Below are 26,818 nucleotides of genomic sequence, written 5' to 3' on the forward strand. Positions count from 1 at the left end.
CTACGAACGCAAGGCCGAACACTTCCTGGCCTTCACCGCCATCGCCTGCAGCCTCATCTGCTACCGCAGACTCACCAAATGAGACGACGCCTTAGATCAGCGCCGTTGCCCGAGCGGATCAGGACCCCGGTCGCATCCCCACCCCTTCGGACGCGACCGGGGTTGCCTGACGGGCACGCCATGCCGGGCGTCGATCACGTCCGCTCGCAGAAAGGTGGAGCGCCCCCCTCTTGGCGCGGGCACGACTTACAGGATTCCCTGAGGAACCACGACACTGTGGACAAGGTGATCGATTCGGCCGCCCAGGCGGTGTCCGACATACCCGACGGTGCATCCCTGGCTGTGGGAGGCTTCGGCCTGTGTGGCATACCTGAGACACTTATTGACGCTCTTTACCGGCAAGGGGCTCGCGGCCTTCAGGTCGTGTCCAACAACTGCGGAGTGGACGATGCGGGGCTCGGCATCCTGCTGGCGACCGGTCGTATCGCCCGCGTCACCGGTTCCTATGTGGGGGAGAGCAAGGAGTTCGCCCGCCAGTACCTCGCGGGCGAGTTGGAGGTCGAGCTCATCCCCCAAGGCACACTGGCTGAACGGCTACGCGCGGGCGGCTGTGGCATTCCCGCGTTCTATACCCCCGCCGGCGTGGGCACTCAGGTTGCCGATGGCGGATTGCCCTGGCGGCCATGGCCGGACGGGTGACGATTGCCGAGGTCGAGGAGCTTGTGGAGCCCGGGGTCATCCGGCCCGAAGAGGTTCACCTGCCTGGTGTGTTCGTCAACCGGGTCATCGGGCCGGTCGACGGCACCACCAAGCGTGTCGAGAAGCGAACTGGGCGCCCCACTCATTCTGGTAGTGACAACTGATGACCTGGAATCGAGACCAGATGGCTGCCCGAGCGGCAGCGGAACTCACCGACGGTTCCTATGTCAGTCTCGGCATCGGGCTGCCCACCCGTATCCCGAATTTCCTCCCTCCCAAAGTCAACGTCGTCCTTCACAGCGAGAACGGCATTCTGGGCACGGGCCCCTATCCGGACGAGGCGGAGATCGACCCCGATCTCATCAACGCGGGTAAGGAGACCGTCACGGTTCTGCCCGGCGGGGCGTTCTTCGACTCGGCCCTCTCGTTCGGGATGATCCGTGGCGGGCACATCGATGTCGCTGTCCTCGGCGCCATGCAGGTTTCCCAAGCCGGTGATCTGGCCAACTGGAACACCCCGGGGAAGATGGTCAAGGGCATGGGCGGTGCGATGGACCTGATCCACGGTGCCCGTCGCGTCATCGTGTTGATGGAGCACAACGCCAAGGACGGCTCGGCGAAGATCGTGAAGGACTGCACGCTGCCGTAGGCATCGCTACGTGAGTCGTCGCGAGAGAACGGGCCGTTCGGTTTGCCGGGGGGGGAGAGAGAGAGAGGGACACCCCGCGGCGTGGTCGTGCCCAGGATGATCAAAGGAGGTGGCTGCGTCCCCGGGCGGCATGCCTCCGTCCGGGCTCCGCGCCCGGTGCTGTTCAGGCGAGGGACACCTCGACCGGCAGTCTCTTGATGCCGTTGACGAAGTTCGAGCGGACGCGGGGGACGTCCCCGGCGAGCCGGATGTCGGCGAGGCGCGGGATCAGTTCCTCGAACATGATGCGGATCTCGGTCCGCGCGAGCAGGTTGCCCAGGCAAAGGTGCGGGCTGCCCTTGCCGAAGGTGACGTGGTCGTTGTCGGCGCGGGTGACGTCGAAGTCGTAGGGGTTGCCGAAGGCCGCCTCGTCGCGGTTGCCGGAGGCGTACCACATGACGACCTTGTCGCCCTCCTTGATCTGCTTGCCGCCGAGTTCGACGTCACGGCTCGCGGTGCGGCGGAAGTGGTAGACGGGGGAGGCCCAGCGCAGGAACTCCTCGACCGCCACCGGGATCAGGGACGGGTCCTCCTGGAGACGGGCGAGCTGCTCGGGGTGCTGGAGGAGGGCCAGCATGGAGTGGGTGATGGTGTGCCGGGTGGTCTCGTTGCCGGCGACGACGAGGAGCAGGAAGTAGTTGTCGAAGTCCTGCGGCGAGAGCGGCACACCGTCCCTCGGAGTGGTGTTCACCAGCTTCGACACCAGGTCGGTGCCGTCGCCGCCGCGCCGCTGCCGGGCCAGCTCACGGCCGTACTCGAAGACCTCCACCGAAGCGGGCGAGCGGAAGGGCAGGTGCCGGTACTGCTCGCTCTCCGCGCTGTCCAGCAGGACGTCGGCGTAGTCGGGGTCGGTGTTGCCGATGATCCGGTTGCCCCAGTCGATGAGCTGCTGGTTGTCCTCCGGCGGCACGTCGAGGAGCCGGGCCAGGACGTTGATGGGGAAGTCGGCGGAGACCTCCTTGACGAAGTCGAAGGTCCCCTTGGCCAGCGCCGCGTCCAGCGTGGTGGCCGTCAGGCCGCGCAGGAAATAGGTGTAGCTGTTGATGACGCTCGCGCCGAACTGCCGCTGGAGCAGACTGCGCAGGGCGCGGTGGCGGACACCGTCCAGCTCCAGAATGGAGGCGCGCCTCTTGATCTGGTCCTCGTCCACCTCTTCGAGATTGACGAACTTCGTCGAGGTGAAGGTCTCGGCGTCGCGGTCGACACGGGCGATGTCGGCGTGCCGGGTCACCGCCCAGAAACCGGAGTTGGGGGCGTCCTCGGGCTGCCAGTGCACCGGGTCCTGGTGGCGCAGGGTGTGGAACATGCGCCACGGGGTGACGCCGTCGGTGAAGTTGTCCAGGTCGGCGAGGTTGACGTCCGCCAGCGGCATCGGTTCGTGCACGGCGGCGGTCGGGGTCTCGGTCGTCATCGCGTGGCTCCCAGTCGTCACAGATGGTAGGCGTACTCGGTGAACTCCCAGTCGGTGACGTGCCGTTGGAAGCGTTCGATTTCGTTGCGCTTGTAGGTGAGGAAGGAGGCGGTGAAGTCCTTGCCGAGGACGTCGGTCAGTTCCGTGTCCGCTTCCAGGGCGTCCAGCGCGGCCGGCAGGCTCATGGGCAGCACGGCCGCCCTGGCGGTGTCGTAGCCGTACCCCTCCAGCGGGGCGGGGGGCTCCTCGCCGGCCAGAATCCCGAGCAGCGCGGCGGCGATCGTGCCCGCGATCAGCAGATACGGGTTGGCGCTGGCGTCACCGAGGCGCAGTTCGAGCCGGGCCCCGGAGCCGCGCTCGGGCGGGATGCGGACCATGGCGCTGCGGTTGTCCAGGCCCCAGTCGATCAGCCAGGGGGCGAGGGTGTCCGGGCCGAAACGCTTGGAGGAGTTGACGGTCGGGTTCGCCAGCGCGGCCAGGGCCGGGGCGTGGGCGAGGATACCGGCGACGGCGTGGCGGGCGGCGGCGGACAGCCCGTACGGCCCGGCGGGATCGTCGAAGGCATTCCCGGCGCCTTCCTCGTCGGAGCTGTCGCATGACAGGTGGAGGTGGAATCCGGAGCCTCCCGCGTCGTTGAACGGCTTGGCCATGAAGGTGGCGAGTTTCCCCTCCTTCCGGGCCAGCTCCTTGACCGCGGACTTGAAGCGGAAGGCGCGGTCCGCGGCGGACAGGGCGTCGGAGTGGGTGAGGTTGATCTCGAACTGGCCGCCCTCGAATTCGTGGTTTCCGCTGGTCACGCCGATGTTCATGTCCCGCAGCAGGCGCAGCGTGCGCAGCAGGTGGTTGTCGCTGTCGGCGCGCAGGCCCGCCGTGTAGACGACGCCGGTGGCGCCCGTATAGCGCTTCCAGCCGCCGGGGGAGGCAGGGTCCTCGTCGCAGAGGAAGTACTCCAGTTCGGGGCCGACCACCGGACGCAGGCCGTGCTCGGCACACCGGGCGAGGACGGCACGCAGCAGATCGCGGGGGGACTCGGGCGCGGGCAGGCCGGTGGCCGGGTCGGTGACGTCGGCCAGGCAGGAGGCGACACCGGGCTCCCAGGGGAGGGGGAGCAGGGTGTCCAGGTCCGGTCGCACCGCGATGTCGGGCAGACCGGCGTCGAGACCGCCGGAGACGGGGACCACGTCGCCCTGCGGGCTGGTGTGGTAAACGGCGCGGCAGAAGGCCAGGCCGTGGTCGCAGGCCGAGGGCAGATGGTCCAGCAGGATGTCGCGTGCGCGGTCGGTGCCGATGAGATCGGGATAGGTCACGCGCACCACGTCGATGCCCTCGGCGGCGAGCCGCTGCATGTGCTGACGGAGGCTGGGGGTTGGGGCTGCGCTCACCGATGTCTCCTCGGGCGCTGGGGTGTGGGTGGCGAAAGAGGTCGGAGGGCCGGTGCGGGTAGGGGCGCATGGACCGGCTTGTTTGAGGCCAAACGGTATGGGGGCTGCGGGCACCCCGCAAGAGGGGGCTGGAAAAAAATTATCCGCATGGATAGGTATTGACCAGGGGTGGGCGGCTTCCTATGTTGTTTGAAGCCAAATGAGTAGGGGTCCGGTCAGTCGCCGGGCCCTTGGCCGGGGCCCGGCCGACCGCGATGCCATCGACGACGGTCGGGCCCCTCTTCCTCCCCTCGCCCCCGCTCCGACGCCCTCACTTTCAGGAGGACCTGCCATGAAGGTCGTCGTCGACATGAACAAGTGCCAGGACCACGGCCAGTGCGTCTTCGCCGCCCCCGATGTCTTCTCCATGGACGACAGCGGCCATCTGGCCTACGTCCCCGACCCCGACGACGCGCTGCGCGACGAGGTCGAGGAAGCCGCCGACGTGTGCCCGCTCCAGGCCATCCGTATCGAGGACTGACCATGACGTCGAGGAGTGCACGCGTCGTCGTGGCCGGCGCCTCCATGGCCGGCCTGCGCGCGGCCGAGCAACTGCGGGCCGCCGGCTGGACCGGAGCCATCACGCTCGTCGGTGACGAGCCGCACATGCCCTACAACCGGCCGCCCCTGTCCAAAGAGGTCCTGGCCGGCAAGGCACCCTTCGAATCCCTCGCCTTCCGCCCGCGGGCTAGCGTGGCCGACGCCGAGTGGTGGCTGGGCACCAAGGTCGTCGCCGCGCGACTCGTGGAGAACGTCGTCGAGTTCGACGACGGCGAGGCCCTCTCGTACGACGGTCTGGTCGTCGCCACCGGAATGCGGCCCCGGCGCCTGCGCTGCCCCGGCCCGCTCGCGGGCCGGCACACGGTCCGCACCATCGACGACGCGCAGGGCCTGCGGCAGGCCCTCACCAGGCCCGGAGCCCGGGTGGTCGTCGTCGGAGGCGGCTTCATCGGCTGCGAGGTCGCCGCCACCGCCGTCGCCCTGGGCGCCCAGCAAGTGACCGTCGTCGACCCGCTGCCCCTGCCGATGGTCGGCCCCCTCGGCGAACTCCTCGCCCGGGCCCTGCTGAAGCGGCACGAAGAACGCGGTGTGCGCTTCGCCCTCGGCACGGGCGTGACCGGCTTCACCGGCGACGACCACGTCACCGGCGTCGCCCTCGGCGACGGCACCGTCCTGCCCGCCGACGTGGTGGTCGAGTCGGTCGGCTCGGTCGCCAACACCGAGTGGCTGGACGGCAACGGCCTCGACCTGGGCGACGGCGTGCTCACCGACGAGCACCTGCGCGTCGGCGGACGGCCCGACGTGGTGGCCGTCGGCGACGTCGCCCGCTTCCCCAACGCCCGCTACGACGGCGTACCGCGCCGTGTGGAGCACTGGAGCATCCCCACGGACACCGCCAAGCACGCCGCGAAGACCCTCCTCGCCCAGCTGACCGGCACCGGCCACGACCTGCCCCCGTTCGCGCCGCTGCCCACCTTCTGGAGCGACCAGCACGACTTCCGCCTGCAGTCCTTCGGCGCACCGGTACTCGGCAAGGAGGACGTGCGGGTCCTGGAAGGCGACCTCGACGGTGAGGTCGTCGTCGGCTACCACGCCGGCGGCCGGCTGGCCGGTGTCGTCGCCCTCGGCGGTCAGGCCGCGGCGGCCGCCGCCTCCCGATACCGCTCCGAACTGCTCAAGCAGCCCGCCCTCACCGCCTGAAGGACTTTGCTGATCATGACCACCGTCCGTGGATTCCTCTTCCCCAAGACGGCGAGCGGAGCCTCGTCGCTGATCCCCTCACCGCCCTGGCGGTACTCCGGGGACCTGCTCACCGTCGAGTACCGCACGGACCCCTCGCGGGTGCGTGAACTGCTTCCCGAGCCACTGGAGCTGGCCGATGAGGACCCGGGCGCGGTGGCGCTGATCTGGGCCGACTGGCAGTCCTGCTCGGCGTCCGGCGAGGAACTGCTCGATCCCGTGCTCTCCCAGTACAAGGAGGCGTTCGCGGTCGTCCGCTGCCAGTACAAGGGACAGACCTACTCGCGCTGCGTCCACATCTGGGTCGACAAGGACTTCGCCATCGCGCGCGGGCTGCACCAGGGCTATCCGAAGAAGCTCGGTTCGATCCACCAGACCCGCCCGCACCCGTACGGCCCCGCGCCGCGCATCGAGGCGGGGGCCCGTTTCGGCGCCACGCTCGCCGCCGCCGACCGGCGCCTCGCCCACACCGTGGTCACCCTGCGCGAGCCGTCGCAGACGAACGGCTTCGTCAACGCCCACCCGATGGCCCACCACCGCTGGCTGCCCTCCATCGAGAAGGGCAAGGGCCTCGCCCTGGACGAGCTGATCGAGTCGGGCGCCGCGTCCTTCGAGGCGGGACAGGCATGGCGCGGCGACGCCGAGCTGGAGCTGTTCGAGGCGCCCACCGAAGAACTGGCCCGCCTGGAGATCCGCGAGCCGATCGCCGCCTACTACCGCCAGGTCGGCGTCGTCTGGGACGGCGGCCGACTGCTGGAAGCCGGCACCTCCGGCGCCGAGTAGCCCCCACCACCTCGCGAGACCGCCAGGAGCAGAGCATGAGCGAACACACCATCACCGTGGCCGGGGTAGCCGTCGACACCCGGCACTGGATCGGCGGCGAGCGCGTCGCCTCGGCGCGGACGTTCCCGGACGTCTCACCCATCGACGGCGGCACGATCGGCGACATCTCCCGGGGCACGGCCATGGAGGCGGCCGCCGCCATGGCCGCCGCGAAGGCCGCGTTCCCCGCCTGGGCGGCCACCTCCCGCGCCGAACGCGCCCGCATCCTGCACGCCATCGCCGATGGTGTCGAGAAGCGGATCGAAGAGCTCGCCATCGTCGAGACCACCGACAACGGCGCTCTCCTGCGCTCACACCGGCGCGGCGTGATGCCCCGTGTCGCCCACAACTTCCGCTTCTTCGCCGACTGGTTGCTGAAGCTGGAGCACGAGGACTTCACGACATACACGAGCGGCTCCGCCGCGGGCCGCGGCCACACCAACCGCGTCAGCTGGGACCCGGCCGGCCCCTGCGTCCTGATCACCCCGTGGAACGCCCCGCTCATGCTGGCCACCTGGAAGGTCGCGCCGGCCCTCGCCGCCGGGAACACGGTCGTGCTCAAGCCCGCCGAGTGGTCGCCGCTGACCGCTTCCCTGCTGGCCGACATCGCCGCCGAGGCCGGGCTCCCGGCAGGTGTCCTCAACGTCGTCCAGGGCTATGGCTCCGAGATCGGCGACGCGCTCACCTCGCATCCCGACGTGCGCCGCATCAGCTTCACCGGCTCGGTGCCCACGGCCAAGCGGATCGCCGCGTCGGCCGCCGCGAACCTGACGCCGCTCAGTCTCGAACTCGGCGGCAAGTCACCGCTGTTGGTGTTCGCCGACGCGGACCTGGACCTCGCCGTCGACCTGGCGGTGGAGCAGTACGACAACGCCGGCCAGGTGTGCCTCGCGGGCACCCGGCTGCTGGTCGAGGAGCCGGTCGCGGAGGAGTTCACGCGCCGGTTCGTCGAGAAGGCGAGCGCGCTGAAGCAGGGCGATCCGCGCGACGAGGCCACGGACATCGGGCCCAACATTCACTTCCGCCAGCTGGAGAAGATCGACGGTTTCGTGCAGCGGGCGCTCGCCGCCGGGGCCCGTGCCGTCATCGGCGGCCACCGCGAGGACGGCCAGTACTACGCGCCCACCCTGCTCACCGATGTCGCCCAGGACTCGGAGATCGTGCAGGAGGAGGTCTTCGGCCCGGTCCTGACGCTGCAGACCTTCACGGACGAGGACGAGGCCGTCCGGCTGGCCAACGGCACCCGCTTCGGGCTGGCCGCCACCGTGGCCACCGGCGACCGGGAGCGCGCCGAGCGCGTCACCGCGCGGCTGGTCGCGGGCACGGTGTGGGTGAACTGCTTCTTCGTCCGCGATCTGCGGGCCCCCTTCGGCGGGTCCCGGCTCTCCGGCGTCGGCCGCGAGGGCGGCACCTGGAGCTTCGACTTCTACTGCGACGTCAAGAACACCGTGACCGCACCGAACGGATGGAAGAACCATGGGTGAGATCGTCGGGGCGGGCCTGCTCGCCCACGTCCCCACCATCGTGCTCCCCGAGCAGGACCGGCTGGAGCTCAACGAGGGCAAGGAGATCACCCTCGTCACCGGCCTGAACCAGCTGCGCGAGGACGTCTTCGCGCGCGATGCCGCCGGCGGATACGACACCGTCGTCGTCCTCGACTCCCACTGGGCCACCACCGTCGAGTTCGTCGTCACCGCGCAAGCCCGCCGCGCCGGCCTGTTCACCTCCGAGGAACTGCCGCGCGGGATGTGCCGGATGCCGTACGACTTCCCCGGTGATCCCGAACTGGCCGAGAACATCGCGAAGTTCGCAGACAAGCACGGCACGTGGATCACCCCGATCGACGACGACCACCTGCCGATCTACTACGCCACCATCAACCTCTGGAAGTTTCTCGGCGAGGGCCTGCCCGACAAGCGGTGGGTGACCATCGGCGTCTGCCAGACCGGCGACATGGAGGACCACCTGCGCCTCGGCCGCGCCCTGGCCGACGGCATCGCCGCCACCCCCGGGCGGCGGGTCCTGCTGATCGCGTCGGGGGCCCTCTCACACACCTTCTGGCCGCTGCGCGAGCTGCGCGACCACGAGGCCAGCGACCCGGCGCACATCTTCACGCCCGAGGCCCGCGCGGCGGACTTCGAACGCATCGCCTGGTTCAAGGAGGGCCGCCACGACAAGGTCCTCGACACCATGGACGAGTTCTGGAAGTACAAGCCGGAGGCCAAGTTCTTCCACTACCTGATGATGGCCGGCGCCCTCGGCGAGCGCGCCTGCGTCGCCAAGGCCCGCCAGTACGGCGAGTACGAGAACTCCATCGGCACCGGCCAGGTGCACCTCTGGTTCGACCGCCCCGAGGGCGGCTGGACCGCCAGCCCGACCACGACGTCCCCGGAGACCACCCATGCCTGAGTACCGCCGCATCCTGCTGGACGGCGCCGCCGTCCAGGTCACCGTCGACGGGGACGAACTCGTCGCCGGGGACGGCCGCCGCGTCAAGACCGAGGAGGCACAGCACCTGCCCCCGGTCGTCCCCTCCAAGGTGATCGCGGTCCACCTCAACCACCGCAGCCGCGTCGACGAGTTCCGGATCGAACTCCCCGACACGCCCACCTACTTCCACAAACCGACCTCGGCCCTCAACTCCCACAAGGGCGCCATCGTCCGCCCCGAGGGCTGCAAGTGGCTCAACTACGAGGGCGAGGTCGCCATCGTCATCGGGAAGACCGCGCGCAACATCTCCCCGGCCGAAGCGGGCGAGTACATCGCCGGATACACCATCGCCAACGACTACGGCCTGCACGACTTCCGCGACACCGACGCCGGTTCCATGCTCCGGGTGAAGGGCTCCGACACGCTCTGCCCGCTCGGCCCCGGCCTGGTCACCGACTGGGACTTCCACGGCAAGAGCCTGCGCACCTACGTCAACGGCAAGGTGGTCCAGGACGGTACGACCGACGAGATGAAGTGGGACATGCACTACCTCGTCGCCGACATCGCCCGCACCATCACCCTCTGCCCGGGCGACGTTCTCCTGTCCGGCACCCCCGCCAACTCCCGCCCCGTCCAGCCCGGTGACGTCGTCGAGGTCGAGGTCGAGGGCCTCGGCCGGCTCACCAACCACGTCGTCACCGGCCCCACCCCCGTCCGTACCGATGTCGGCGCCCAGCCCACCGAATCGGAGGAGGTACTGTCCACCGCGCTCGGCGGCGACTGGGAGTTCCGCGGCATCCGCCCGCCCAAGCGATGACACCCTTGCGGCGGCCTGCCCGTCCCGACGTACGCGGTCTGCCGGTCCCGACGTACGGGTAGGGTCGCGTTCATGAGCGATTCCTCCGAGAAGCCACCCGCCAAGCCCCGCAAGCGCGTGGACTACGGGACCGGCCGTGAGGCCCTGCTCAACGCGGCCGTGCGCGTGGTGGCCCGGGGCGGACTGCGCAAGCTCACCTATCGCGCCGTCGCGGAGGAGGCGGGTGTCACGCACGGGCTCGTGGTGCACCACTTCGGTTCGCGGGACGCGCTGATCGAGGCCGCCCTCGAACACGCGGTGCGCACCAGCGCCAGTACGAGTTCCCTGGAACCCGGCACGGGCGACATCGCTGACTTCGCGGCGGGACTGGCGGACATGGTCACCCGCGAGCCGGCCCTGCAGACGTTCCAGTACGAGCTCATGCTCGAATCCCGGCGCAGGCCCGAGCTGCTGCCGCAGATCCGCGCGCTGTACGCCGAGTACTTCGGCGCCACGGAGAGGGAACTGTCCCGCAGCCTGCCCGAAGGCACCAGCCCCGCCCTGACCCGGCTTGTCTTCGCCGCCCTGGAGGGTCTCGTACTGCACCAGCTGGTCCTCGACGAGCCGGACGTCACCGAGGCCGCGCTGAAGGAGCTGCGGTCGCTGCTGACCCGGCGGCAGGGAGACGCAGAGTAGTCGCCCATGCGGCAGTCCCTGCCGTAACCGCAGGTCAGGCCGAGTCCCCGTCGCACGGCGACGGGGACTCGGCTGTTTCCGGCGGTGTAAAGAGTTGATTACCGGGCCGCGAAGTATTGACGAAATTATCCGAGTGGATAATTCTCGCGGTACAGGGCCATTGGCCGCCCCCGTACAGGGCCCATCGGTCGCCCCCCTCTCCCACTCCCCAGCTCCCCCTCCGCCTCGCGCCCGATACGAGGAGTGCCACGACATGACCGTCACCACCGCCGGACCCGCGTCCGCCGCCGAGGATCTGCTGCCCTTCCGCGACCCCGGCTTCCGTGCGGACCCCTACCCGTACTACGCGCGGCTGCGGCAGGAGCACCCCGTCTACCGGCATCCGGTCGGCCTGTACGTCGTCTCCCGCTACGAGGACGTCGCCCGGCTGATCCGCAACCCCACCCTCAGCGTGCAGCAGCTCGACTTCGGGCCGGCCGCCCCGATCCACCACACCATGCTCGGCAAGGACGCCCCCGACCACACGCGGCTGCGGCGGATCACCAACCGCTGGTTCACGCCCAAGGCCGTCGAGGAGTGGTCCAAGGTGATGCGGGCCTCGGTGGAGGCCGTGCTCGACGAGGTCGAGAAGGGCGACGGCACCCTGGACGCGGCCGACGGCCTCTCCCTGAAGTGCACCTTCGACACCACCTGCCACATCTTCGGCATCGAGCCGACCGAGATGGACGCCATCCAGCGCAAGACCTACGAGATCGGGCTGAGCCTCGGCCCCGGCGGCAACGACGAGGAGGCCCGCGCCACCACGGAGGCGTTCGCCTGGTTCGCCGAGCACATCCGCCGGCTCGTGGCCGACAAGCGCGCCCACCCCGGCGAGGGTCTGATCGACGCCTTCATCGCCGCGCGGGAGGAGGGCAGGATGACCGAGGAAGAAGTCGTCCACACCATCTTCCTGTTCTTCGCCGTGGGCCATCTCGACGTCAAGCACCTGATCAACCACGGCATCTGGCTGATGGCGCGGCGGCCCGAGCTGTTCGCCGCCTACCGGGACGAGCCGGAGTCCCGGCCGGGCATCATCAACGAGATCCTGCGGATCGACACACCCGAGTCGATGGTGGTGCGCCTGACCACGCAGGACACGGTCATCGGCGACGTCACCGTTCCGGCCGGGGAGGCGCTGGCCCTGCTCATCGCCTCCGCCAACCGCGACCCCGAGGTGTTCGCCGACCCCGACACCTTCGACCACACCCGCCCGGTCGCCGCAAGCCAGCACCTGGCCTTCGGCTCCGGCATGCACGGCTGCGCCGGCCAGGTCCTGGCCCGCGCCGAAGCCGACATCGTCTTCAGTTCGATCGTCAACCGGTTCTCCGGCGTCGAGTTGGCGGGCGAGCCCGCCTACGCCCACACCGAGTTCCTGCGCACCATCACCCACCTCCCCGTCCGTTTCCTGTGACCCCCCGCCCCCTTCGAGAGACAGGAGCCGTCATGAAGGTCGAAGTCGACCTCAAGAAGTGCCAGGACCACGGCCAGTGCGTGTACGCGGCCCCCGACCTGTTCGCGCTGGACGACGAGGGACGCCTGACCCTGCGGTCGCGGGCGACCGACGTCTACGAGGCCGACGTGGACGAGGAGAGCGCCGAAGAGCTGTACGAGGCCGCCGAGGTCTGTCCGCTCCAGGCCATCACGGTGCACGAGTAGACGGGACGCGGCTCATACCTCCGCGGCCGCAAAAGGATCTCCCCGACACCCCTTGCCAAACGGATAGTTCCAGCCCACTATGAGGCAACTCGTTTGGCTCAAAACAAACTCTCGCCCCTCCCCGTCCCCGGCAGGTGATTCGAGTGGACAGTCAGACCGCGGTTCCCCCGCAGACCGCTCATGATGCATCCATGGCAGGCAGGCTCAAGTCCGATTCTCTCGGTGTCCTGGGCATCCTCTTCTTCGTTCTCTCGGCTCAGGCGCCGCTGACGGGCATCGCGGGGGCCGTGCCCATCGCCGTCGCCATCGGCAACGGCGCGGGTGCTCCCGCCGCCTACCTCGCGGCCGGCGTCGTCATCCTGCTGTTCTCCGTGGGCTTCGTCGCCATGGGCCGCCACGTGGTGGACGCCGGCGCCTTCTACACGTACATCGGCAAAGGACTCGGCCGCTCGACCGGCTCCGGCAGCGCCGCCGTCGCGCTCTTCGCCTACTGCGCCGTCCAGGCGTGCATGTACGGGCTGTACGGAGCCATCGTGAGCGGTCTGGTCGAGTACCACACCGGGGCCCATGTGGCGTGGTGGGTCTGGGCGCTGGTCACCATGGCGATCGTGCAGGTCCTGGGCGCCTCGGGCGTCGAGATGGGCGCCAAGGTCCTCGCCGTCTTCGTACTGGCCGAGTTCAGCATCCTCATCGTCTTCGCCGTCGTGACCCTCTTCAAGGGCGGTGGCCCCGAGGGGCTCGGCCTCACGGACAGCTTCTCGCCGTCCGCCGCACTCCAGGGCGCTCCCGGCGTGGCGCTGATGTTCGCCGTGGCGTCGATGTTCGGCTTCGAGGCCACCGCCATCTACGGTGAGGAAGCCCGCGAACCCCGCAAGACCGTCCCCCGGGCCACCTACCTCTCCGTCGCGGTGGTCACCGGTTTCTTCGCCTTCACCTCATGGATGCTGATCTCCGCGCACGGCGCGTCCCAGGCCGCGGCCCAGGCGGGCAAGGCCCTGGAGAGCGGCGACGCCACGGCCTTCGTCTTCGCGCCGATCGCCGCCCAGTTCGGCGGCTGGGTCGACGACGTGCTGCCGATCCTGCTGGCCACCTCCCTCTTCGCCGGCCTCCTCGCCTTCCACAACTCCGCCAACCGCTACCTGTTCTCCCTCGGTCGCGAAGGGCTCCTGCCGCGCGGACTGACCGCCACCAACAGACGGCACTCGCCCTGGGTGGCGGGCACCGTGCAGACCGTCATCGCCGTGCTGCTGGTGGTGCCGTTCGCGGTCCTGGGCAAGGACCCGGTACTGACCCTCTTCTCCTGGTTCAGCGGGGTCGCCGTCCTCGGCATCATGCTGCTGTACTTCCTGACCTCGGTCTCGGTCGTCGTGTTCTTCCGCCGCTCCGGCGCCGACACTCGCCTCTGGAACACCCTGATCGCCCCCGTGCTGGGCGCGCTCGGCATCGCGGGTGCCATCTGGCTCATCATCGCCAACTTCACGACGCTCATCGGCGGTGATCGGACCACGGCCATATGGCTCCAGCTCACCGTTCCCGTGGTGCTGATCCTCGGCGTCGTCGCCGCCCGGCTGACGCGGTCCAGGGGGGCGACCGCCGACTGAACACCGTGAGCCCCCACCGATACGGCCGGAGCCTGTGCCCCGGCCGTATCGGGCCTTTGCCGAACAACGTGAGTCGCTTGTCACCGAATGAAACGGAGAGGGAGAGCGCGTGCTGAACGCCACCCATGAGGAACTGCTGCGCCGCGCCAAGGGACTCGATCTGCCCACGCAGCACCACATCGACGGCCGCGGCGAAGCCGGTGACGGTGGATCGTTCGCCGTGATCTCCCCGCGCGACGGACAGCCCCTGGTCCAGGTCGCCGACGCACGGGAGGCGGAGGTCGATCTCGCCGTCGCGGCGGCGCGCCGCGCCTTCGACACAGGGCCATGGCCGCACCTGGCGCCCGCCGAGCGCGGCCGGGTCCTGCTGCGGATCGCCGAACTGCTGGAGGAACGGCGCGAGGAACTGGCGCTGACCGTGAGCCTGGAGATGGGCAAACCGATCACGGACGCGTACGCCATCGAGCTGCGCGCCGCGATCAACACCTTCCGCTGGTACGGGCAGCTCGCCGACAAACTCACCGACGAGTCCCCCCACACCGCGCCGGACGCCCTCGCCTTGATCACCCGGGAGCCGACCGGTGTCGTCGGCGCCGTCGTGCCGTGGAACTTCCCGCTCACGTTGGCGAGTTGGAAAATCGCTCCCGCGCTCGCCGCCGGCTGCACGGTCGTTCTGAAGCCGTCGGAGTCCTCCCCGCTGTCCGCCCTCCTGCTCGGCCGCGTCGCCACCGACGCCGGACTGCCGCCGGGCGTCCTCAACGTCGTGACCGGCGACGGGCCGGTGGCCGGCCGGGCGCTCGGCCTCCACCCGGGCGTCGATGTCCTGGCCTTCACCGGCTCCACCGCCGTCGGCCGCCACTTCCTGCGCTACGCCGCCGACTCCAACCTCAAGCGCGTCTGGCTCGAACTCGGCGGCAAGTCACCCAACATCGTGCTGCCCGACGCCCCGGACCTTCAGAAAGCGGCGGCGACCGCGGCCTGGGGCATCTTCTTCAACCAGGGCGAGATGTGCACCGCGCCCTCCCGGCTGCTGGTCCACTCGTCCATCGCCGAACAGGTCACGGAAGCCGTCGTCGCACGGGCGCGCGAGCTGCGGGTCGGCGACCCGCTCGACCCGGCCACCGAGATGGGCGCGCTGGTCGGCGAGGGCCACCTCGGCAGGGTCCTGGAGCATGTCGCCTCCGGCCTGGACGAGGGCGCCCGGCTGCGCGCGGGCGGGGGCCGGGCCCTGGCCGAGACCGGCGGCAGCTACCTGCGGCCCACCGTGTTCGACCGGGTCGACCCCGGCATGCGGCTGGCCCGCGAGGAGATCTTCGGCCCCGTCCTGTCCGTCCTGGCCTTCGACGACCTCGACGAGGCGGTACGGCTCGCCAACGCCACCGAATACGGCCTCGCCGCCGGCCTGTGGACCTCCGACCTGTCCACCGCCCACAAGGTCTCGCGCGCACTCAAGGCCGGCACGGTCTGGGTCAACTGCTACGAGGAGGGCGACCTGACCGTGCCCTTCGGCGGCATGAAGCAGTCGGGCAACGGCCGCGACAAGTCCACCCACGCCATCGAGAAGTACACCGAACTGAAGACCACCTGGATACAGCTGTGACCCGCACGCACACGCGACCCCTGATCGCGATTCCGGCCCGGTTCGCCGCCACCACGTCCGCGCTCCGCTACGCCGCCGAGGTGAACGCCCGCGCGCTGGTCGAGGCCGTGTGGCGGGCCGGGGGAGAGCCGGTGAGCATCCACCCCGCCGATCCGGCCGCAGCCGACGTGGCCGAGCGTCTCGTCCGCTTCGACGGCGTACTGCTCCCGGGCGGCGGCGACCTGGCCCCGCACCGCTACGGAGCCACCGACACCCATGACAGCGTCTATGACGTCGACGACCTCCAGGACGTGTTCGACCTCGAAGTAGCCCGCCGGACACTGGACTTGGGGCTGCCCCTGCTGGCGATCTGCCGCGGTCTGCAAGTGGTGAACGTCGCCCTCGGCGGCAGCCTGGAACAGGACATGGGCGGCGCCGAACGCGAACACCGGCACATCGTGCACCCGGTCGCGATCGAGCGAGGCACCCTGCTCGAACAGGCCACCGGCGCCGAGAAGACGGAGGCTTCCTGCTACCACCACCAGCGAGTCCACCGCGTCGGCGCCGGGCTCAAGGTCACCGCGCGGGCCGCCGACGGCACGGTGGAAGGGCTCGAACTGCCCGGACACCCAGGGTGGTTCACGGCGGTGCAATGGCATCCCGAGGACACCGCGGACCAGAACCCGGCCCAGCAGGGCCTGCTCGACGCACTGGTCCAGGCCGCCCACACCAGACGCTGACACAGCCATGAACCGACTGTTCCCGTCGCGTGGAGGCACGCGTACGGCTCTCCAGCCGGACGGCCGCGCAAAGGGCGTGGGGGCACGGCCTCGCGGGCCGGCCCCCACGCCGTACACCGGCGTTCAGCCGCGCTCCGCCGCCTCGACGATGTTGGTCAGCAGCATGGCACGGGTCATCGGCCCCACCCCGCCGACCGGCGGCGCGAACGAGCCGGCGACCTGGTCGACGTCCGGGTGGACGTCCCCGAGGATGCCCTCGACGGTCCGGGTGATGCCCACGGACAGGACGGTGGCGCCCGGCTTGATCCAGTCGGGCCTGACCAGATGGGCCACGCCGGCCGCGGCCACCACCACGTCGGCGACTCGTGCGTGGGCAGCGATGTCCTGAGTGGCCTCGTGGCACAGGGTCACCGTGGCGTGCTCGGTGCTGCGGGTCAGCATCAGACCGAGTGGGCGGCCCACGGTGAGCCCGCAGCCGATGACGCAGAACTGCTGTCCGGTGATGGGCACGCGGTTGCGGCGCAGCAGGTCGATGATGCCGCGCGGGGTACAGGGAAGCGGCGCCGGTATGCCCAGCACGAGCCGGCCCAGGTTGGCGGGGTGCAGCCCGTCGGCGTCCTTGGCCGGGTCGATGGACTCCAGCACGGCGTGGGTGTCGATGTGGGCCGGCAGCGGCAGCTGGACGATGAAACCGGTGCACGCCGGGTCGGCGTTGAGCCTGAGCACGGCGGCCTCGACCTCGGCCTGGGTCGCGGTGGCGGGCAGCTCCACCCGGATCGACGCGATACCGACCTGGGCGCAGTCGCGGTGCTTGCCGCCGACGTAGGAGCGGCTGGCCGGGTCGTCGCCGACCAGAATGGTGCCCAGCCCCGGGGCGACGCCCCGGCTCTTCAACACCTCCACCCGCGTGGCGAGTTCACGCTTGGTTTCGGCTGCCGCGGCCTTCCCGTCGAGCAGCATCGCGGTGGTCATGTCACACAAGCCTCTCGGTGCGGCTGTCAGGAGAAGACGACGGTGCGGGAGCCGGTGAGGACGACGCGGTCCTCCGCGTGCAGCCGGACCGCCCGGGCCAGGACGACACGCTCGACGTCCCGGCCGATCGCGACCAGCTCCGGTGCGGTGTGGCGGTGGCCGACGCGGACGACGTCCTGCTCGATGATCGGCCCCTCGTCCAGGTCGGCGGTGACGAAGTGGGCGGTGGCGCCGATGAGTTTGACGCCCCGCTCGTGGGCCTGGTGGTAGGGCTTCGCGCCCTTGAAGCCCGGCAGGAACGAATGGTGGATGTTGATGACCCTCCCGGACAGCTTGCGGCACAGGTCGTCGGAGAGGACCTGCATGTAGCGGGCGAGCACCACGAAGTCGGCCTGGTGCTCGGCGACCAGCCGCAGCAGCTCGGCCTCCGCCTCGGGCTTGGTGGCGCGGGTGACGGGGAGGTGGACGAAGGGGATGCCGTACCGCTGCGCGACCGGCGCCAGGTCGGGGTGGTTGGAGACGATCAGCGGGATGTCGACGGGCAGTTCGCCGAGGTCCCAGCGGTAGAGCAGGTCGACCAGGCAGTGGTCGAACTTCGACACCATCAGCAGCACCCGGCGGCGCTGCTCCTCGGGCCGGACGGTCAGGAGGGGGTCGAAACGGGCCAGGCGCAGGGTGAGCGCGTCCCGCAGGCCCTCCGTGTCGGCCTCGGGTGTCTCCAGGCACACACGGATGGTGAAGACGCCGGTGCCGGGATCGGAGAACTGGGCACTCTCCAGAATGTTGCCCTTGGCCTCCGCGACGCCCGCGGCGAGTGCGTGGACGATGCCCGGCTGGTCGGGGCAGCGGAGCGTGAGAATGAAGCGTTGCACGTCAGGAACTCCGTCGGGTCAGGCCCGCACGCGGGCGCGCTCGGGGTCGTACACGGGGGTGGGCCGGACCGTGGCGTCGGCCTTGGAGCCGTCGGCGGCGACGGCGGTCAGCGCGGTACCGGACTTCACGGCGTCGCGGTGCACCCGGGCCAGACCGAGGGTGGCGCCATCGAGGACGGGCGAGGGCAGCGCCATCGTCACGTAGCCGATGTCACGGCCGTCCAGCTCCAGCCGGGCGCCCTCGGCGGCCTCCGGCGCGGCGTCCACGACGACGCTGACCACACGGCCGGTCGCGCTGTCCTTCTTGGCCAGCAGCGCGTCCCGGCCCTGGAAGGGGCCCTTGTCGAAGTCCAGCGCCCAGCCCATCCGGCACTCGAACGGGGTGACCGTGTGGTCGTACTCCAGCTCGCCCATGATCATGCCGGCCTCGGTGCGGCAGGTCAGCAGGGCGATCGCGCCGAAGGCCCTGATCCCCAGGTCCGCGCCCGCCTCGAAGACCGCGTCCCACAGCGCGAGCGCCCGCTCGCGCGGGACCTGGATCTCGTAGCCGAGCTCGGCGGTGAACCCGAGCCGGCTCACCTGTGCGGGGATGCCGGCGACGAGGGCGTCGCGCAGGAAGGTGTAGTAGGGGAACGCGGCGTTGGACACGTCGACGCGGGTGAGGCGCTGGAGGACGTCGCGGCTGCGCGGGCCCTGCAGGGTGAGGACGGCGGACTCGTCGCGGCGTTCGGTGACCGTGGTCCCGGCGGGCGCGTGAGCGGCCAGCGACCGCGAGGTGGCCGGGTTGCCGCCGGTGACGACGACGTGGTCGGGCGCGAGGACGGCCACGGTCACGTCGTCCAGCATCATCCCGTCGGCGTCGACCACGACGCCGTAGGCGATGCGTCCGGCGCCCAGCCCCTTGACGCCGCGCGAGAAGACGGCGTCGACGGTGGCGACCGCCTCCTCGCCTTCGACATGCCACTTGTAGAGCATCGAGTACTCCGAGGCCCCGACGGCGGTGCGGATGGCCTCGTACTCCTCGGCCGGATCACCGATGGCCAGTGGTACGGCGTTGCCGTAGATGTCGATCCACTCCTCGACTCGGTCCGCGTAGCGGGGAGCGAACGGGGTGGTGCTCAGTCCTTCGGGGATGGCCATGGGGACTCCAGTGGAGAGAGGAGGCGTGCGCTGCAGCGAGAATCTATCCATCTGGATAACTTGTCAATAGGATAGATTCAGATCCGAGGGCAGGCCGACAAGCGAAGGGGAGGGTGAGTGACTGCCGCGGCAGAGACGGGCGGTGAGGCCGGCCACGACGCCCGGCCCGGTTACGGCGAAGGGCGGGGGGCGCTCCTGGAAGCGGCCGTCAGGGTGGTGGCCCGTGGCGGCCTGCGAAAGCTGACCTACCGTGCCGTCGCCGCCGAAGCCGGGGTCACGCACGGGCTGGTCGCCCACCACTTCGGTTCGCGCGACACGCTGCTCGAAGAGGCGCTGCGGTGGTGCGTCACACGCAGCATCGAGACGTCCTCACTGGTGCCCGCCAGCGGAAGGCTGGAGGACTTCGCAGCGACCCTGGCCGACTTCATCGCGGCCGACCCCGACATTCAGGCGTTCCAGTACGAGTTGAAGCTCGAATCCGGTCGGCGGCCGGAGCTGCGGCGCCACGTCGACCTGCTGTACGACGCGTACCGCGATGCCGTCCGCGAGGCACTGGCCTGTTTCGACGTGTCGCAGGAGATGACGGAGATCGTCTTCGCGGCCCTGGACGGCCTGGTCTTCCACCAGGTCACGTCCGGCGCACCGGGCCGCACTGAGGAGAGTGTCGACGCCTTGCGCCGACTCCTCGCGGCCCATCGCGCGCAGACGTCACCGGGGCGTCCGACGGTGCGCTGAATGAGCCGGAGCTCTCCCGCGTCAACCTCGGGAGCGGCGATGACGAGCCTTGTCCAAGGGCACGGCCAGGCAGCCCGACCGTACGACACGCCTCCCGCCGGGAACCGCCAACCGCCCTGGTCGCCCGCGCGGTGGGGGAGCGGCTCAGCTGCGGTCGGCCTCCGGCGCGGACCTGAGGGCCCGGCCGCCGAACGACAACTTGACCATGCGGACATCGCCACAGCGCGGACAGTGTCCGTCCGGACCCACGGCGCTGGGGCGGCACTTGAGACGGCAGTTGGGGCACTTGAGCCAGGCGACGCCGGCACCACGCAGCGGGGTGATTCTCACTAAGCCTCCTCGCAAGAAGTGTGGAATTGCTAATGTTAGCAATTCCTGAGGTCAGCACTGGTCGTCGTCTCGTTGGCGTCGCGGGATCTCCGGGCCGCCCGGTTCGCAGTGCGGCCCCGGTCCGGGCGGTGTCGCGCGTGAGGGTGATTCGCATGTCTGGGACGGGTGAGTGGACGCGATGCGCACGAGCCGGGCGGGTGGGACGGGTACGGGCGTGGTGCCCTGCCGGGGAGGGGGCGGCATGGTGACCACGCCGCTCTACCAACTGAAGGCCGAGTTCTTCAAGACGCTCGGCCATCCCGCGCGTATCCGGGTCCTGGAACTGCTCAGCGAGCATGAGCGTGCGGTCGCGGAGATGCTGCCCGAGGTGGGCATCGAACCGGCGCACCTGTCCCAGCAGTTGGCCGTGTTGCGCCGGGCGAACCTGGTCGTGACCCGCAAGGAGGGCTCGACCGTGTACTACTCGCTGACCAGCCCGCACGTGGCCGAGCTGCTTCGGGTGGCGCGGACCATTCTGTCGGGCGTCCTGGCCGGACAGGCCGAGATACTCGCCGACCTGCGGGCAGCGCAGTCGGAGGCAAGGAAGTTCTCGTCCGGCAAAGACCGATAAAACTGGGCAAAACATCAGGAAAGTGCTGTAACTCGGGGTTCGGGCATCTCGATAGCCACACACGAAGCAGAGAGTCCTCGCCGCGTCAGGGAGGGGTTCATGGGCCTGTTGCGCAAGATCCGAGAGACCGGGCGGGTGGCCGAGCCCGCCCCTCCACGCCCGGAGGGCGAAGCCCCGCCGGGAGCACGGGAGTTGGGCGGCTCGGTGCAGGTGCGGTGCGTGGACGCCGGCTCCTGCAACGGCTGCGAGATCGAGATCGCCGCCGCCTTCAACCCGGTGTACGACGCCGAGCGGTACGGGGCACGGCTCGTGGCCTCCCCCCGGCACGCGGACGTGGCCCTGGTGACCGGCCCGGTGACGCGGAACATGGCCGAGCCGTTGCGGCGCACGGTGGCGGCGATGGGTGAGCCGCGGCTGGTGGTCGCGGTGGGGGACTGCGCGATCAACTGCGGGGAGTTCGCGGGCGGGTACGGCGTCGAGGGCGCCGTATCCGATGTCGTACCGGTGGATCTGGCGGTGCCCGGGTGCCCGCCGGAGCCGGAGGCGATCGTGGCGGCGCTCAGGAGGGTGACCGGGAGATGAGCATGGTGCCGGCCGCCCTCGCGACGGCCACAGGGCTCGGCGCGGCGGGCGTGCTGGCCGGACTCGTGCCGGCGGAGCGGGTGCGGGTGCCGGTGGTCGGGGTGTTGACCGCGGGTGTGGGGGTGGCCGGTGGTGCGGCGGGTGTGGCCGCGCTGGGAGGAAGCCGCTGGGCGGACACGCTCCCCGGTGTACTGCCGCTGGCGGGGGCGTATCTGGCGGTGGATGCGCTGGCGGGACTGTTCATGGCGGTGGCGGGGGCCGTCGTGGTCGCGGTCGCGGTGTACGGCATCGGCTACGCCTCCGGGCACGGCCCGCACGGGCTCGGCTCGCGCACGGCGCAGACGGTGCTGCCGCTGTTCGCGCTCACGCTGGTACTGGTCCCCGTGGCGGCATCGGTGTCCACGTTCCTGGCGCTGTGGGAGTCGATGGCGCTCACGTCGTTGCTGCTGGTGCTGGCCGAGCACCGGCAGCGGGAGTCGGTGCGGCAGGCGGGCACCTGGTACGCGGTGATGACCCACCTGGGTCTCGTGGTGCTGCTGGCCGGGCTGGCGCTGTTCGCCGCCCAGGCGGGCGGGGAGACCTTCGCCGCCCTGCGGGCAGGCGCGGACGCCGTGTCGCCGACGGTGCGCGGCCTGGTGTTCGTGCTGGTGGCGGCCGGGTTCACATCGAAGGCGGGCGCCGTGCCCCTGCACGCCTGGCTGCCCCGCGCGCATCCCGAAGCACCGTCTCCCGTTTCGGCGCTGATGAGCGCCGCCATGGTCAACCTCGGCGTCTACGGGCTCGTCCGCACCGGCCTCGATCTGCTGGGCGGCGGCCCGGCGTGGTGGTGGCTGGGGCTGATGGCGGTGGGCGGGACCAGCGCGGTGTACGGCATTCTTCAGGCCGCCATGGCTTCGGACCTGAAGCGGCTGCTGGCGTACTCGACGAGCGAGAACATGGGGCTCGTACTCATCGGAGTGGGCGCCTCCGGGCTGTTCGCCGCCCACGGCGACCGACCACTGGCCGCTCTGGCGCTGGCGGCGGCCCTGCTGCACGTGGTCAACCACTCCGCGTTCAAGGCCCTGCTGTTCTGTACCGCGGGGTCGGTACTGCGGGCCACCGGCCTGCGGGACCTGGACCTGCTCGGTGGGCTGCGGGCGCGTATGCCCGCCACCGCGGGGCTCTTCGCGCTCGCCGGGCTGGGGGCCGTGGCGCTGCCGCCGGGCAACGGGTTCATCAGCGAGTGGCTGCTGTTGCAGTCCCTCATCCACGGGCTGCAGGTACCCGGCGTCGCGGTCGCGGTCATCCTGCCGCTGTCGGTGGCGTTGATCGCGCTGTCCGCAGGGGTCGCGGCGGCGGTGTTCGTCAAGGCGCTCGGGACGGGCTTCTTCGCCCGGCCCCGCAGCGAGCGGGCGGCCGAGGCGAAGGAGGCGCCGCCGCTGATGCTCGCCGGTATGGGACTGCTCGGAGTGCTGTGTGCCGCCCTGGCGTTGGTGCCCGGGCTGCTGGGCGACGGTCTGGACCGCGCCGTGGGCGCGGTCGGCCTGCCGGGCAGCGGGGCGGTCTCGGGTGGTGGGCTGAAGGTGCGGCTCGCCGACATCTCGGCCTCGCTGTCGCCGTTGTGGATCACGGCAGCCCTGACCGCCGCCCTGATGCCGGCCGCCGGTCTGCCCCGGCTGTACCGGCGCCGTCGGCGGCGGGCGAACGCACGGCTGTGGGACTGCGGCGGTGGGGCGCCGACGCCGCGCATGGCGTACACGGCGACCTCGTTCGCCGAGCCGCTGCAGCGGGTTTTCGACGACGTTCTCGCACCCGAACAGGACGTGGACGTCACACCGGTCCGGGAGTCGGCGTACCTGGTGGAGCGGGTGCGCTTCCAGCGGCGGGTACCCGACCGGATCGAGCACCGGCTGTACGAACCGGTGCTGACCGCTCTCGCCGGCGCGGGCCGGGCGGCGCGGCGGCTCGCGGGAGGCAGCGTCCATCTCTATCTCGGCTACGGCTTCGTCGGCCTGGTCGTGCTGCTGTCGGTGCTGGCGGTGGGCTGGTGATGAACGGAATCGGATATGTGGCCGTGGCAGGCCAGGTCGTGGTGGTCGGCGCGGGGGCTCCGCTGCTGACCGGGTGGATGCGGCAGGTGCGGGCCCGCATCGAAGGGCGGGCCGGCGCCGGCGTGCTGCAGCCGTGGCGGGACACGCGGAAACTGCTGCGCAAGGAGCCGATCACTCCAGTGGGGACCGGGCCCGCGTTCCGGGCCGCCCCGGTGGTGCTGGTGGCCACCACCGTGGTCGCCACCGGGCTCGTGCCCCTGCTGTCGACGGACACGCCGGTCGGCCCGCACGCCGACCTGATCGTCGTCGTGGCGCTGATCGCGCTGGGCACCCTGGCCCTGGCCCTGGCAGGGCTGGACACCGGCACCGCGTTCGGCGGGATGGGCGCCTCCCGGGAGATGACGGTGGCGGCGCTGGTGGAGCCGACGATCCTGCTGTCGGTGTTCGCTCTGTCGATACCGGCCGGGACGACCAACCTGCCCGCGATCGTCTCCGGCGCGGTGCACGACCCGGCCCGGCTCGCCTCCCCGGCCGGTCTGCTGGCCACGGCCGCGCTCGCGGTGGCGGTGTTGGCGGAGACCGGGCGGATTCCGGTGGACAACCCCTCCACCCATCTCGAACTGACGATGATCCACGAGGCGATGGTGCTGGAGTACGCCGGACCCGACCTGGCCCTCGTCGAACTCGGCGCCCAGATGCGGCTCACCCTGCTGCTGGGGCTGCTGTCCTCTCTGTTCGCACCCTGGGGGATCGCCACCAGCGCCTCATGGACCGCCCTGCTGCTGGCGCTCGCGCTGTTCGCGGTGAAGTTGGCCGTGCTGGGCGCCGTGCTGGCGGCGGCCGAGGTGTTCTGGGCGAAGGTCCGGCTGTTCCGGGTGCCCGAACTGCTCGCCGGGTCCTTCCTGCTGGCGCTGCTCGCGGTGACCGCTTCGTTCTTCCTGGGGGGTGAGTCATGAGCGAGGGCCTGTTCACCCAGCTCCTCGACCTGGCCTGCGGTGCCTTCCTGCTCGCGGCGGTGATCGTGCTGTGGCGGCGCGAACTCGCCGCGATCGTACGGGTCTTCGCCCTCCAAGGCGTCGCGCTGGCCGCCATCGCCGTGCTCCTCGGCGTGCACGAGGAGCGGTGGGACCTGGTCGGCGTCGGCCTGGGCATCGGGGTCCTGCGCGCCGGGGTGCTGCCCTATCTGATGCGTCGCGCTCTGCTTGCCCCCACGGAGGACCGCCGGCGCCACGGCACCGAGGATGCCGAGACGCGGGAGACCCAGCCGCTGGTCAATGTCGCGGCCTCGCTGCTGACCGCGGCACTGCTGACCCTGCTGGCCTACGTGGTGAGCCGGCCCCTGACCGAGCTGAATCCGACGCCTGCCACCCGTGCCCTGCCGGTGGGGACGGCGGTCGTCCTGATCGGGTTCTTCGTACTGGTGACCCGCAGGCGTGCCCTCGCCCAGGTGGTCGGCTTCCTGCTGCTGGACAACGGCATCACCGCCACCGCCTTCCTGGCCGCCTCCGGAGTACCGCTCATCGTCGAACTCGGGGTCTCCTTCGACGTGTTGCTGGCCGTGCTCGTCCTGCAGATCCTCACCACCCGGATGCGGGCGGCGTTCGGCACCACCGACATCGACGACCTGCGGGAGCTGCACGACTGATGCTGCGTCTGTCAGAAGGGCCCGCCGCTTCCGCGCTGCTGCTCACAGCGCCCACCGCCGTGCCGCTGGCCGCTGCCGGGGTGTACGCCCTGACGGGACTGCGCACACGCCGACCGGCACCCGCCGCCGTCGCGCCCGCGGTACGAGGTTCGGGCTCCGTCCTGGTGGCGGAGGGACCCGAAGGCGGGACACCCCCGAGGCGGTATGCGTCGGCCTGGGCGGGACTCGTCCCGCCCGCCGTGATCCTTTTGTGCGGGAGCCTGCTCGCGGTGACCGTCGTCGACGACGGCCCGACGGCCGCGTACTCCGGACTACTGCGCGCTGACGCGCTGACCGCCTGGATGCTGCTGGTCATCGGCGCGGTCGCGCTCGTCGCCTGCGCCTCGGCCCCCGCCCACCTGGCGGGCGAACGAACCACCGGCCGTGCGGCAGCGCACTACCACGCCCTCGTCCACGCCTTCCTCGCCGCCATGACCCTGGCCGTGCTCACCGCCAACCTCGGCGTGCTGTGGGTCGCCATCGAGGCCACCACCATCGTCACCGCCTTCCTCGTCGGCCACCGCCGCACCCGTACGTCGGTGGAGGCGGCCTGGAAGTACGTGGTGATCTGCTCCGCCGGAATCGCGCTCGCCTTCCTGGGAACCGTCCTGATCTACTACGCCGCCAGGCAGGCAGGCATCGCCGAGGCATGGGCGCTGGACTGGCCCACCCTCATCGCCCGCGCCGACCGCCTCGACCCGGCGGTCACCCGGCTCGGCATCACCCTCGTCGTCCTCGGCTTCGGCGCCAAGGCCGGCCTCGTCCCGCTGCACGCCTGGCTGCCCGACGCCCACAGCCAGGCACCCGCGCCGGTCTCCGCGCTGATGTCCGGGGTGCTGCTGTCGGTCGCCTTCGCGGCGATCCTGCGCTACCGGGTCATCGCCGACGTCGCGCTGGGCACGGACTTCACCCGGGTCCTGCTGGCCGGTATCGCCCTGCTCACCCTCGCGCTGGCCGTCGCCCTGCTGCTGGCCCAGCGCGACTACAAACGCATGCTGGCCTACTCCAGCATGGAGCACATGAGCCTGATCGCCCTCGGCGCGGCGATCGGCAGCCCGCTCGCTCTGTCCGCCGTGCTGCTGCACATCGCCGGGCACGGGCTGGCCAAGTCCGTCGCCTTCTGCGCCTCCGGGCGCATCCTGCACGTGCGGGGGACTTCCCAGATCGGGAGCGTACGCGGCCTGCTCGCTCAAGTTCCGGGCCTGGCAGGGGTGTTCGGGCTCGCGGTCGTGGCACTCCTGGCTTTTCCGCCCTTCAGCCTCTTCGCCTCGGAAGTGGCCATCGCACGCGCCGGCTTCGCCGAGGGGATGGGATGGCCCGTCGCCGTGGCTCTCCTGCTGGTCCTTCTGGCGTTCGCCGCGCTCGTCGCCCGCACGGGCCGGATGCTGCTCGGGCCCGCACCCGACGGCCATACGACCGACGAGAGCCCGTCGGCACTCTGGCCCCTGATCCTCGGTCTGCTGGCCTGCGCGGCCCCGGGCGTGGCCCTCGGTCCGCTGACCGACCTGCTGCACACCGCTGCGGACACCATCGGAGGGCCGTGAG

The 26,818-nt window shown here is 70.7% G+C and carries 24 protein-coding genes and 2 pseudogenes; 21 read left to right on the plus strand and 5 right to left on the minus strand.

From position 1 onward, the window contains the following. Positions 1-276 precede the first annotated feature (276 nt). Positions 277-863 (plus strand): annotated as a pseudogene (locus tag ACWD4G_RS36960) (CoA transferase subunit A). Next, positions 863-1,345: pseudogene (locus ACWD4G_RS36965) on the plus strand (3-oxoacid CoA-transferase subunit B); the annotation flags it as partial. The pseudogenes ACWD4G_RS36960 and ACWD4G_RS36965, both read left to right, overlap by 1 nt. Positions 1,346-1,511: 166 nt before the next feature. Here ACWD4G_RS36965 and ACWD4G_RS36970 read toward each other — a convergent pair. Then, positions 1,512-2,798 (minus strand): cytochrome P450, encoded by a 1,287-nt coding sequence (locus ACWD4G_RS36970; protein WP_451301494.1) that lies wholly within the window; start codon positions 2,796-2,798, stop codon positions 1,512-1,514. Between the two features lie 17 nt (positions 2,799-2,815). Beyond that, entirely contained in the window at positions 2,816-4,144 is a 1,329-nt protein-coding gene (locus ACWD4G_RS36975; RefSeq protein WP_451301642.1) for a glutamine synthetase family protein, read from the minus strand. Positions 4,145-4,511: 367 nt separating this feature from the next. Between ACWD4G_RS36975 and ACWD4G_RS36980 the strand changes: the two genes are divergently transcribed. The 12 genes from ACWD4G_RS36980 to ACWD4G_RS37035 all read left to right on the plus strand — a co-directional run bounded on the left by ACWD4G_RS36980 (position 4,512) and on the right by ACWD4G_RS37035 (position 16,318). Further along, on the plus strand, positions 4,512-4,700 hold the full coding sequence (locus ACWD4G_RS36980; RefSeq protein WP_210582041.1) for a ferredoxin: 189 nt from the start codon (positions 4,512-4,514) through the stop codon (positions 4,698-4,700). Positions 4,701-4,702: 2 nt separating this feature from the next. Next, a complete protein-coding gene (locus ACWD4G_RS36985) occupies positions 4,703-5,920 on the plus strand; it encodes an NAD(P)/FAD-dependent oxidoreductase (RefSeq protein WP_451301496.1) in 1,218 nt (405 codons plus the stop codon). A gap of 15 nt (positions 5,921-5,935) precedes the next feature. Then, complete coding sequence (locus ACWD4G_RS36990) at positions 5,936-6,742, plus strand: acetoacetate decarboxylase family protein (protein WP_451301498.1); 807 nt, start codon at positions 5,936-5,938, stop codon at positions 6,740-6,742. A 35-nt stretch (positions 6,743-6,777) separates the two neighbouring features. Beyond that, entirely contained in the window at positions 6,778-8,265 is a 1,488-nt protein-coding gene (locus ACWD4G_RS36995; protein WP_451301499.1) for an aldehyde dehydrogenase, read from the plus strand. After that, positions 8,258-9,190: a 3,4-dihydroxyphenylacetate 2,3-dioxygenase gene (locus ACWD4G_RS37000; protein WP_451301501.1), complete on the plus strand. Its 933-nt coding sequence runs from the start codon at positions 8,258-8,260 to the stop codon at positions 9,188-9,190. The genes ACWD4G_RS36995 and ACWD4G_RS37000 overlap by 8 nt, the downstream gene beginning before the upstream one ends. Beyond that, the gene (locus ACWD4G_RS37005; RefSeq protein WP_451301503.1) at positions 9,183-10,028 is read left to right on the plus strand and encodes a fumarylacetoacetate hydrolase family protein; all 846 of its coding nucleotides are present in this window, start codon (positions 9,183-9,185) and stop codon (positions 10,026-10,028) included. Before ACWD4G_RS37000 ends, ACWD4G_RS37005 begins: the two co-directional genes overlap by 8 nt. A 72-nt stretch (positions 10,029-10,100) precedes the next feature. Next, a complete protein-coding gene (locus tag ACWD4G_RS37010) occupies positions 10,101-10,703 on the plus strand; it encodes a TetR/AcrR family transcriptional regulator (RefSeq protein ID WP_451301505.1) in 603 nt (200 codons plus the stop codon). Between the two features lie 253 nt (positions 10,704-10,956). Beyond that, on the plus strand, positions 10,957-12,153 hold the full coding sequence (locus ACWD4G_RS37015; RefSeq protein ID WP_451301507.1) for a cytochrome P450: 1,197 nt from the start codon (positions 10,957-10,959) through the stop codon (positions 12,151-12,153). A 32-nt stretch (positions 12,154-12,185) separates the two neighbouring features. Further along, positions 12,186-12,398, plus strand: coding sequence for a ferredoxin (locus tag ACWD4G_RS37020; protein ID WP_451301509.1), 213 nt, complete (start codon positions 12,186-12,188; stop codon positions 12,396-12,398). 143 nt (positions 12,399-12,541) lie between these two features. Then, positions 12,542-13,999 (plus strand): APC family permease, encoded by a 1,458-nt coding sequence (locus tag ACWD4G_RS37025; protein WP_451301511.1) that lies wholly within the window; start codon positions 12,542-12,544, stop codon positions 13,997-13,999. Between the two features lie 109 nt (positions 14,000-14,108). Continuing rightward, positions 14,109-15,599, plus strand: a complete 1,491-nt coding sequence (locus tag ACWD4G_RS37030) for an aldehyde dehydrogenase (protein WP_451301513.1) — start codon at positions 14,109-14,111, stop codon at positions 15,597-15,599. Then, positions 15,596-16,318, plus strand: a complete 723-nt coding sequence (locus ACWD4G_RS37035; protein WP_451301515.1) for a gamma-glutamyl-gamma-aminobutyrate hydrolase family protein — start codon at positions 15,596-15,598, stop codon at positions 16,316-16,318. The genes ACWD4G_RS37030 and ACWD4G_RS37035 overlap by 4 nt, the downstream gene beginning before the upstream one ends. Positions 16,319-16,441: 123 nt before the next feature. Here the strand turns inward: ACWD4G_RS37035 and ACWD4G_RS37040 are convergent, their stop codons facing one another. Genes ACWD4G_RS37040 through ACWD4G_RS37050 form a run of 3 tightly spaced genes read right to left on the minus strand, consistent with a single transcriptional unit; the run spans position 16,442 to position 19,302 of the window. Further along, the gene (locus ACWD4G_RS37040; RefSeq protein ID WP_451301517.1) at positions 16,442-17,290 is read right to left on the minus strand and encodes a bifunctional methylenetetrahydrofolate dehydrogenase/methenyltetrahydrofolate cyclohydrolase; all 849 of its coding nucleotides are present in this window, start codon (positions 17,288-17,290) and stop codon (positions 16,442-16,444) included. 26 nt (positions 17,291-17,316) lie between these two features. Further along, on the minus strand, positions 17,317-18,162 hold the full coding sequence (gene purU / locus ACWD4G_RS37045) for a formyltetrahydrofolate deformylase (protein ID WP_451301519.1): 846 nt from the start codon (positions 18,160-18,162) through the stop codon (positions 17,317-17,319). Positions 18,163-18,180: 18 nt separating this feature from the next. After that, a complete protein-coding gene (locus ACWD4G_RS37050; protein ID WP_451301521.1) occupies positions 18,181-19,302 on the minus strand; it encodes an aminomethyltransferase family protein in 1,122 nt (373 codons plus the stop codon). Positions 19,303-19,419: 117 nt separating this feature from the next. Between ACWD4G_RS37050 and ACWD4G_RS37055 the strand changes: the two genes are divergently transcribed. The 7 genes from ACWD4G_RS37055 to ACWD4G_RS37085 all read left to right on the plus strand — a co-directional run bounded on the left by ACWD4G_RS37055 (position 19,420) and on the right by ACWD4G_RS37085 (position 26,817). Then, positions 19,420-20,037 (plus strand): TetR/AcrR family transcriptional regulator, encoded by a 618-nt coding sequence (locus ACWD4G_RS37055; RefSeq protein ID WP_451301523.1) that lies wholly within the window; start codon positions 19,420-19,422, stop codon positions 20,035-20,037. Between the two features lie 574 nt (positions 20,038-20,611). Beyond that, on the plus strand, positions 20,612-20,977 hold the full coding sequence (locus tag ACWD4G_RS37060) for an ArsR/SmtB family transcription factor (protein WP_451301644.1): 366 nt from the start codon (positions 20,612-20,614) through the stop codon (positions 20,975-20,977). A gap of 99 nt (positions 20,978-21,076) precedes the next feature. Further along, complete coding sequence (locus ACWD4G_RS37065) at positions 21,077-21,559, plus strand: NADH-quinone oxidoreductase subunit B family protein (RefSeq protein WP_451301525.1); 483 nt, start codon at positions 21,077-21,079, stop codon at positions 21,557-21,559. Continuing rightward, positions 21,556-23,589: a proton-conducting transporter transmembrane domain-containing protein gene (locus ACWD4G_RS37070; RefSeq protein ID WP_451301527.1), complete on the plus strand. Its 2,034-nt coding sequence runs from the start codon at positions 21,556-21,558 to the stop codon at positions 23,587-23,589. Before ACWD4G_RS37065 ends, ACWD4G_RS37070 begins: the two co-directional genes overlap by 4 nt. Further along, entirely contained in the window at positions 23,589-24,545 is a 957-nt protein-coding gene (locus tag ACWD4G_RS37075; RefSeq protein WP_451301529.1) for a respiratory chain complex I subunit 1 family protein, read from the plus strand. Before ACWD4G_RS37070 ends, ACWD4G_RS37075 begins: the two co-directional genes overlap by 1 nt. Then, complete coding sequence (locus tag ACWD4G_RS37080; RefSeq protein WP_451301531.1) at positions 24,542-25,234, plus strand: hypothetical protein; 693 nt, start codon at positions 24,542-24,544, stop codon at positions 25,232-25,234. The genes ACWD4G_RS37075 and ACWD4G_RS37080 overlap by 4 nt, the downstream gene beginning before the upstream one ends. Further along, a complete protein-coding gene (locus ACWD4G_RS37085; RefSeq protein WP_451301533.1) occupies positions 25,234-26,817 on the plus strand; it encodes a proton-conducting transporter transmembrane domain-containing protein in 1,584 nt (527 codons plus the stop codon). The genes ACWD4G_RS37080 and ACWD4G_RS37085 overlap by 1 nt, the downstream gene beginning before the upstream one ends. The last annotated feature ends 1 nt before the right edge of the window (position 26,818 follow it).

The organism is Streptomyces sp. NPDC002643 (assembly GCF_053592555.1).

Bases quoted from the DNA above. Each gene is read 5' to 3' on its own strand.
- ACWD4G_RS36985 (WP_451301496.1), top strand. From the start codon at position 4,703: ATGACGTCGAGGAGTGCACGCGTCGTCGTGGCCGGCGCCTCCATGGCC.
- ACWD4G_RS37020 (WP_451301509.1), top strand. From the start codon at position 12,186: ATGAAGGTCGAAGTCGACCTCAAGAAGTGCCAGGACCACGGCCAGTGC.
- ACWD4G_RS37000 (WP_451301501.1), top strand. From the start codon at position 8,258: ATGGGTGAGATCGTCGGGGCGGGCCTGCTCGCCCACGTCCCCACCATC.
- ACWD4G_RS36975 (WP_451301642.1), bottom strand. From the start codon at position 4,144: ATGCAGCGGCTCGCCGCCGAGGGCATCGACGTGGTGCGCGTGACCTAT.
- ACWD4G_RS36990 (WP_451301498.1), top strand. From the start codon at position 5,936: ATGACCACCGTCCGTGGATTCCTCTTCCCCAAGACGGCGAGCGGAGCC.
- ACWD4G_RS36980 (WP_210582041.1), top strand. From the start codon at position 4,512: ATGAAGGTCGTCGTCGACATGAACAAGTGCCAGGACCACGGCCAGTGC.
- ACWD4G_RS36970 (WP_451301494.1), bottom strand. From the start codon at position 2,798: ATGACGACCGAGACCCCGACCGCCGCCGTGCACGAACCGATGCCGCTG.
- ACWD4G_RS37005 (WP_451301503.1), top strand. From the start codon at position 9,183: ATGCCTGAGTACCGCCGCATCCTGCTGGACGGCGCCGCCGTCCAGGTC.
- ACWD4G_RS37015 (WP_451301507.1), top strand. From the start codon at position 10,957: ATGACCGTCACCACCGCCGGACCCGCGTCCGCCGCCGAGGATCTGCTG.
- ACWD4G_RS37070 (WP_451301527.1), top strand. From the start codon at position 21,556: ATGAGCATGGTGCCGGCCGCCCTCGCGACGGCCACAGGGCTCGGCGCG.
- ACWD4G_RS37010 (WP_451301505.1), top strand. From the start codon at position 10,101: ATGAGCGATTCCTCCGAGAAGCCACCCGCCAAGCCCCGCAAGCGCGTG.
- ACWD4G_RS37065 (WP_451301525.1), top strand. From the start codon at position 21,077: ATGGGCCTGTTGCGCAAGATCCGAGAGACCGGGCGGGTGGCCGAGCCC.
- ACWD4G_RS37050 (WP_451301521.1), bottom strand. From the start codon at position 19,302: ATGGCCATCCCCGAAGGACTGAGCACCACCCCGTTCGCTCCCCGCTAC.
- ACWD4G_RS37075 (WP_451301529.1), top strand. From the start codon at position 23,589: ATGAACGGAATCGGATATGTGGCCGTGGCAGGCCAGGTCGTGGTGGTC.
- ACWD4G_RS36995 (WP_451301499.1), top strand. From the start codon at position 6,778: ATGAGCGAACACACCATCACCGTGGCCGGGGTAGCCGTCGACACCCGG.
- ACWD4G_RS37040 (WP_451301517.1), bottom strand. From the start codon at position 17,290: ATGACCACCGCGATGCTGCTCGACGGGAAGGCCGCGGCAGCCGAAACC.
- ACWD4G_RS37080 (WP_451301531.1), top strand. From the start codon at position 24,542: ATGAGCGAGGGCCTGTTCACCCAGCTCCTCGACCTGGCCTGCGGTGCC.
- ACWD4G_RS37085 (WP_451301533.1), top strand. From the start codon at position 25,234: ATGCTGCGTCTGTCAGAAGGGCCCGCCGCTTCCGCGCTGCTGCTCACA.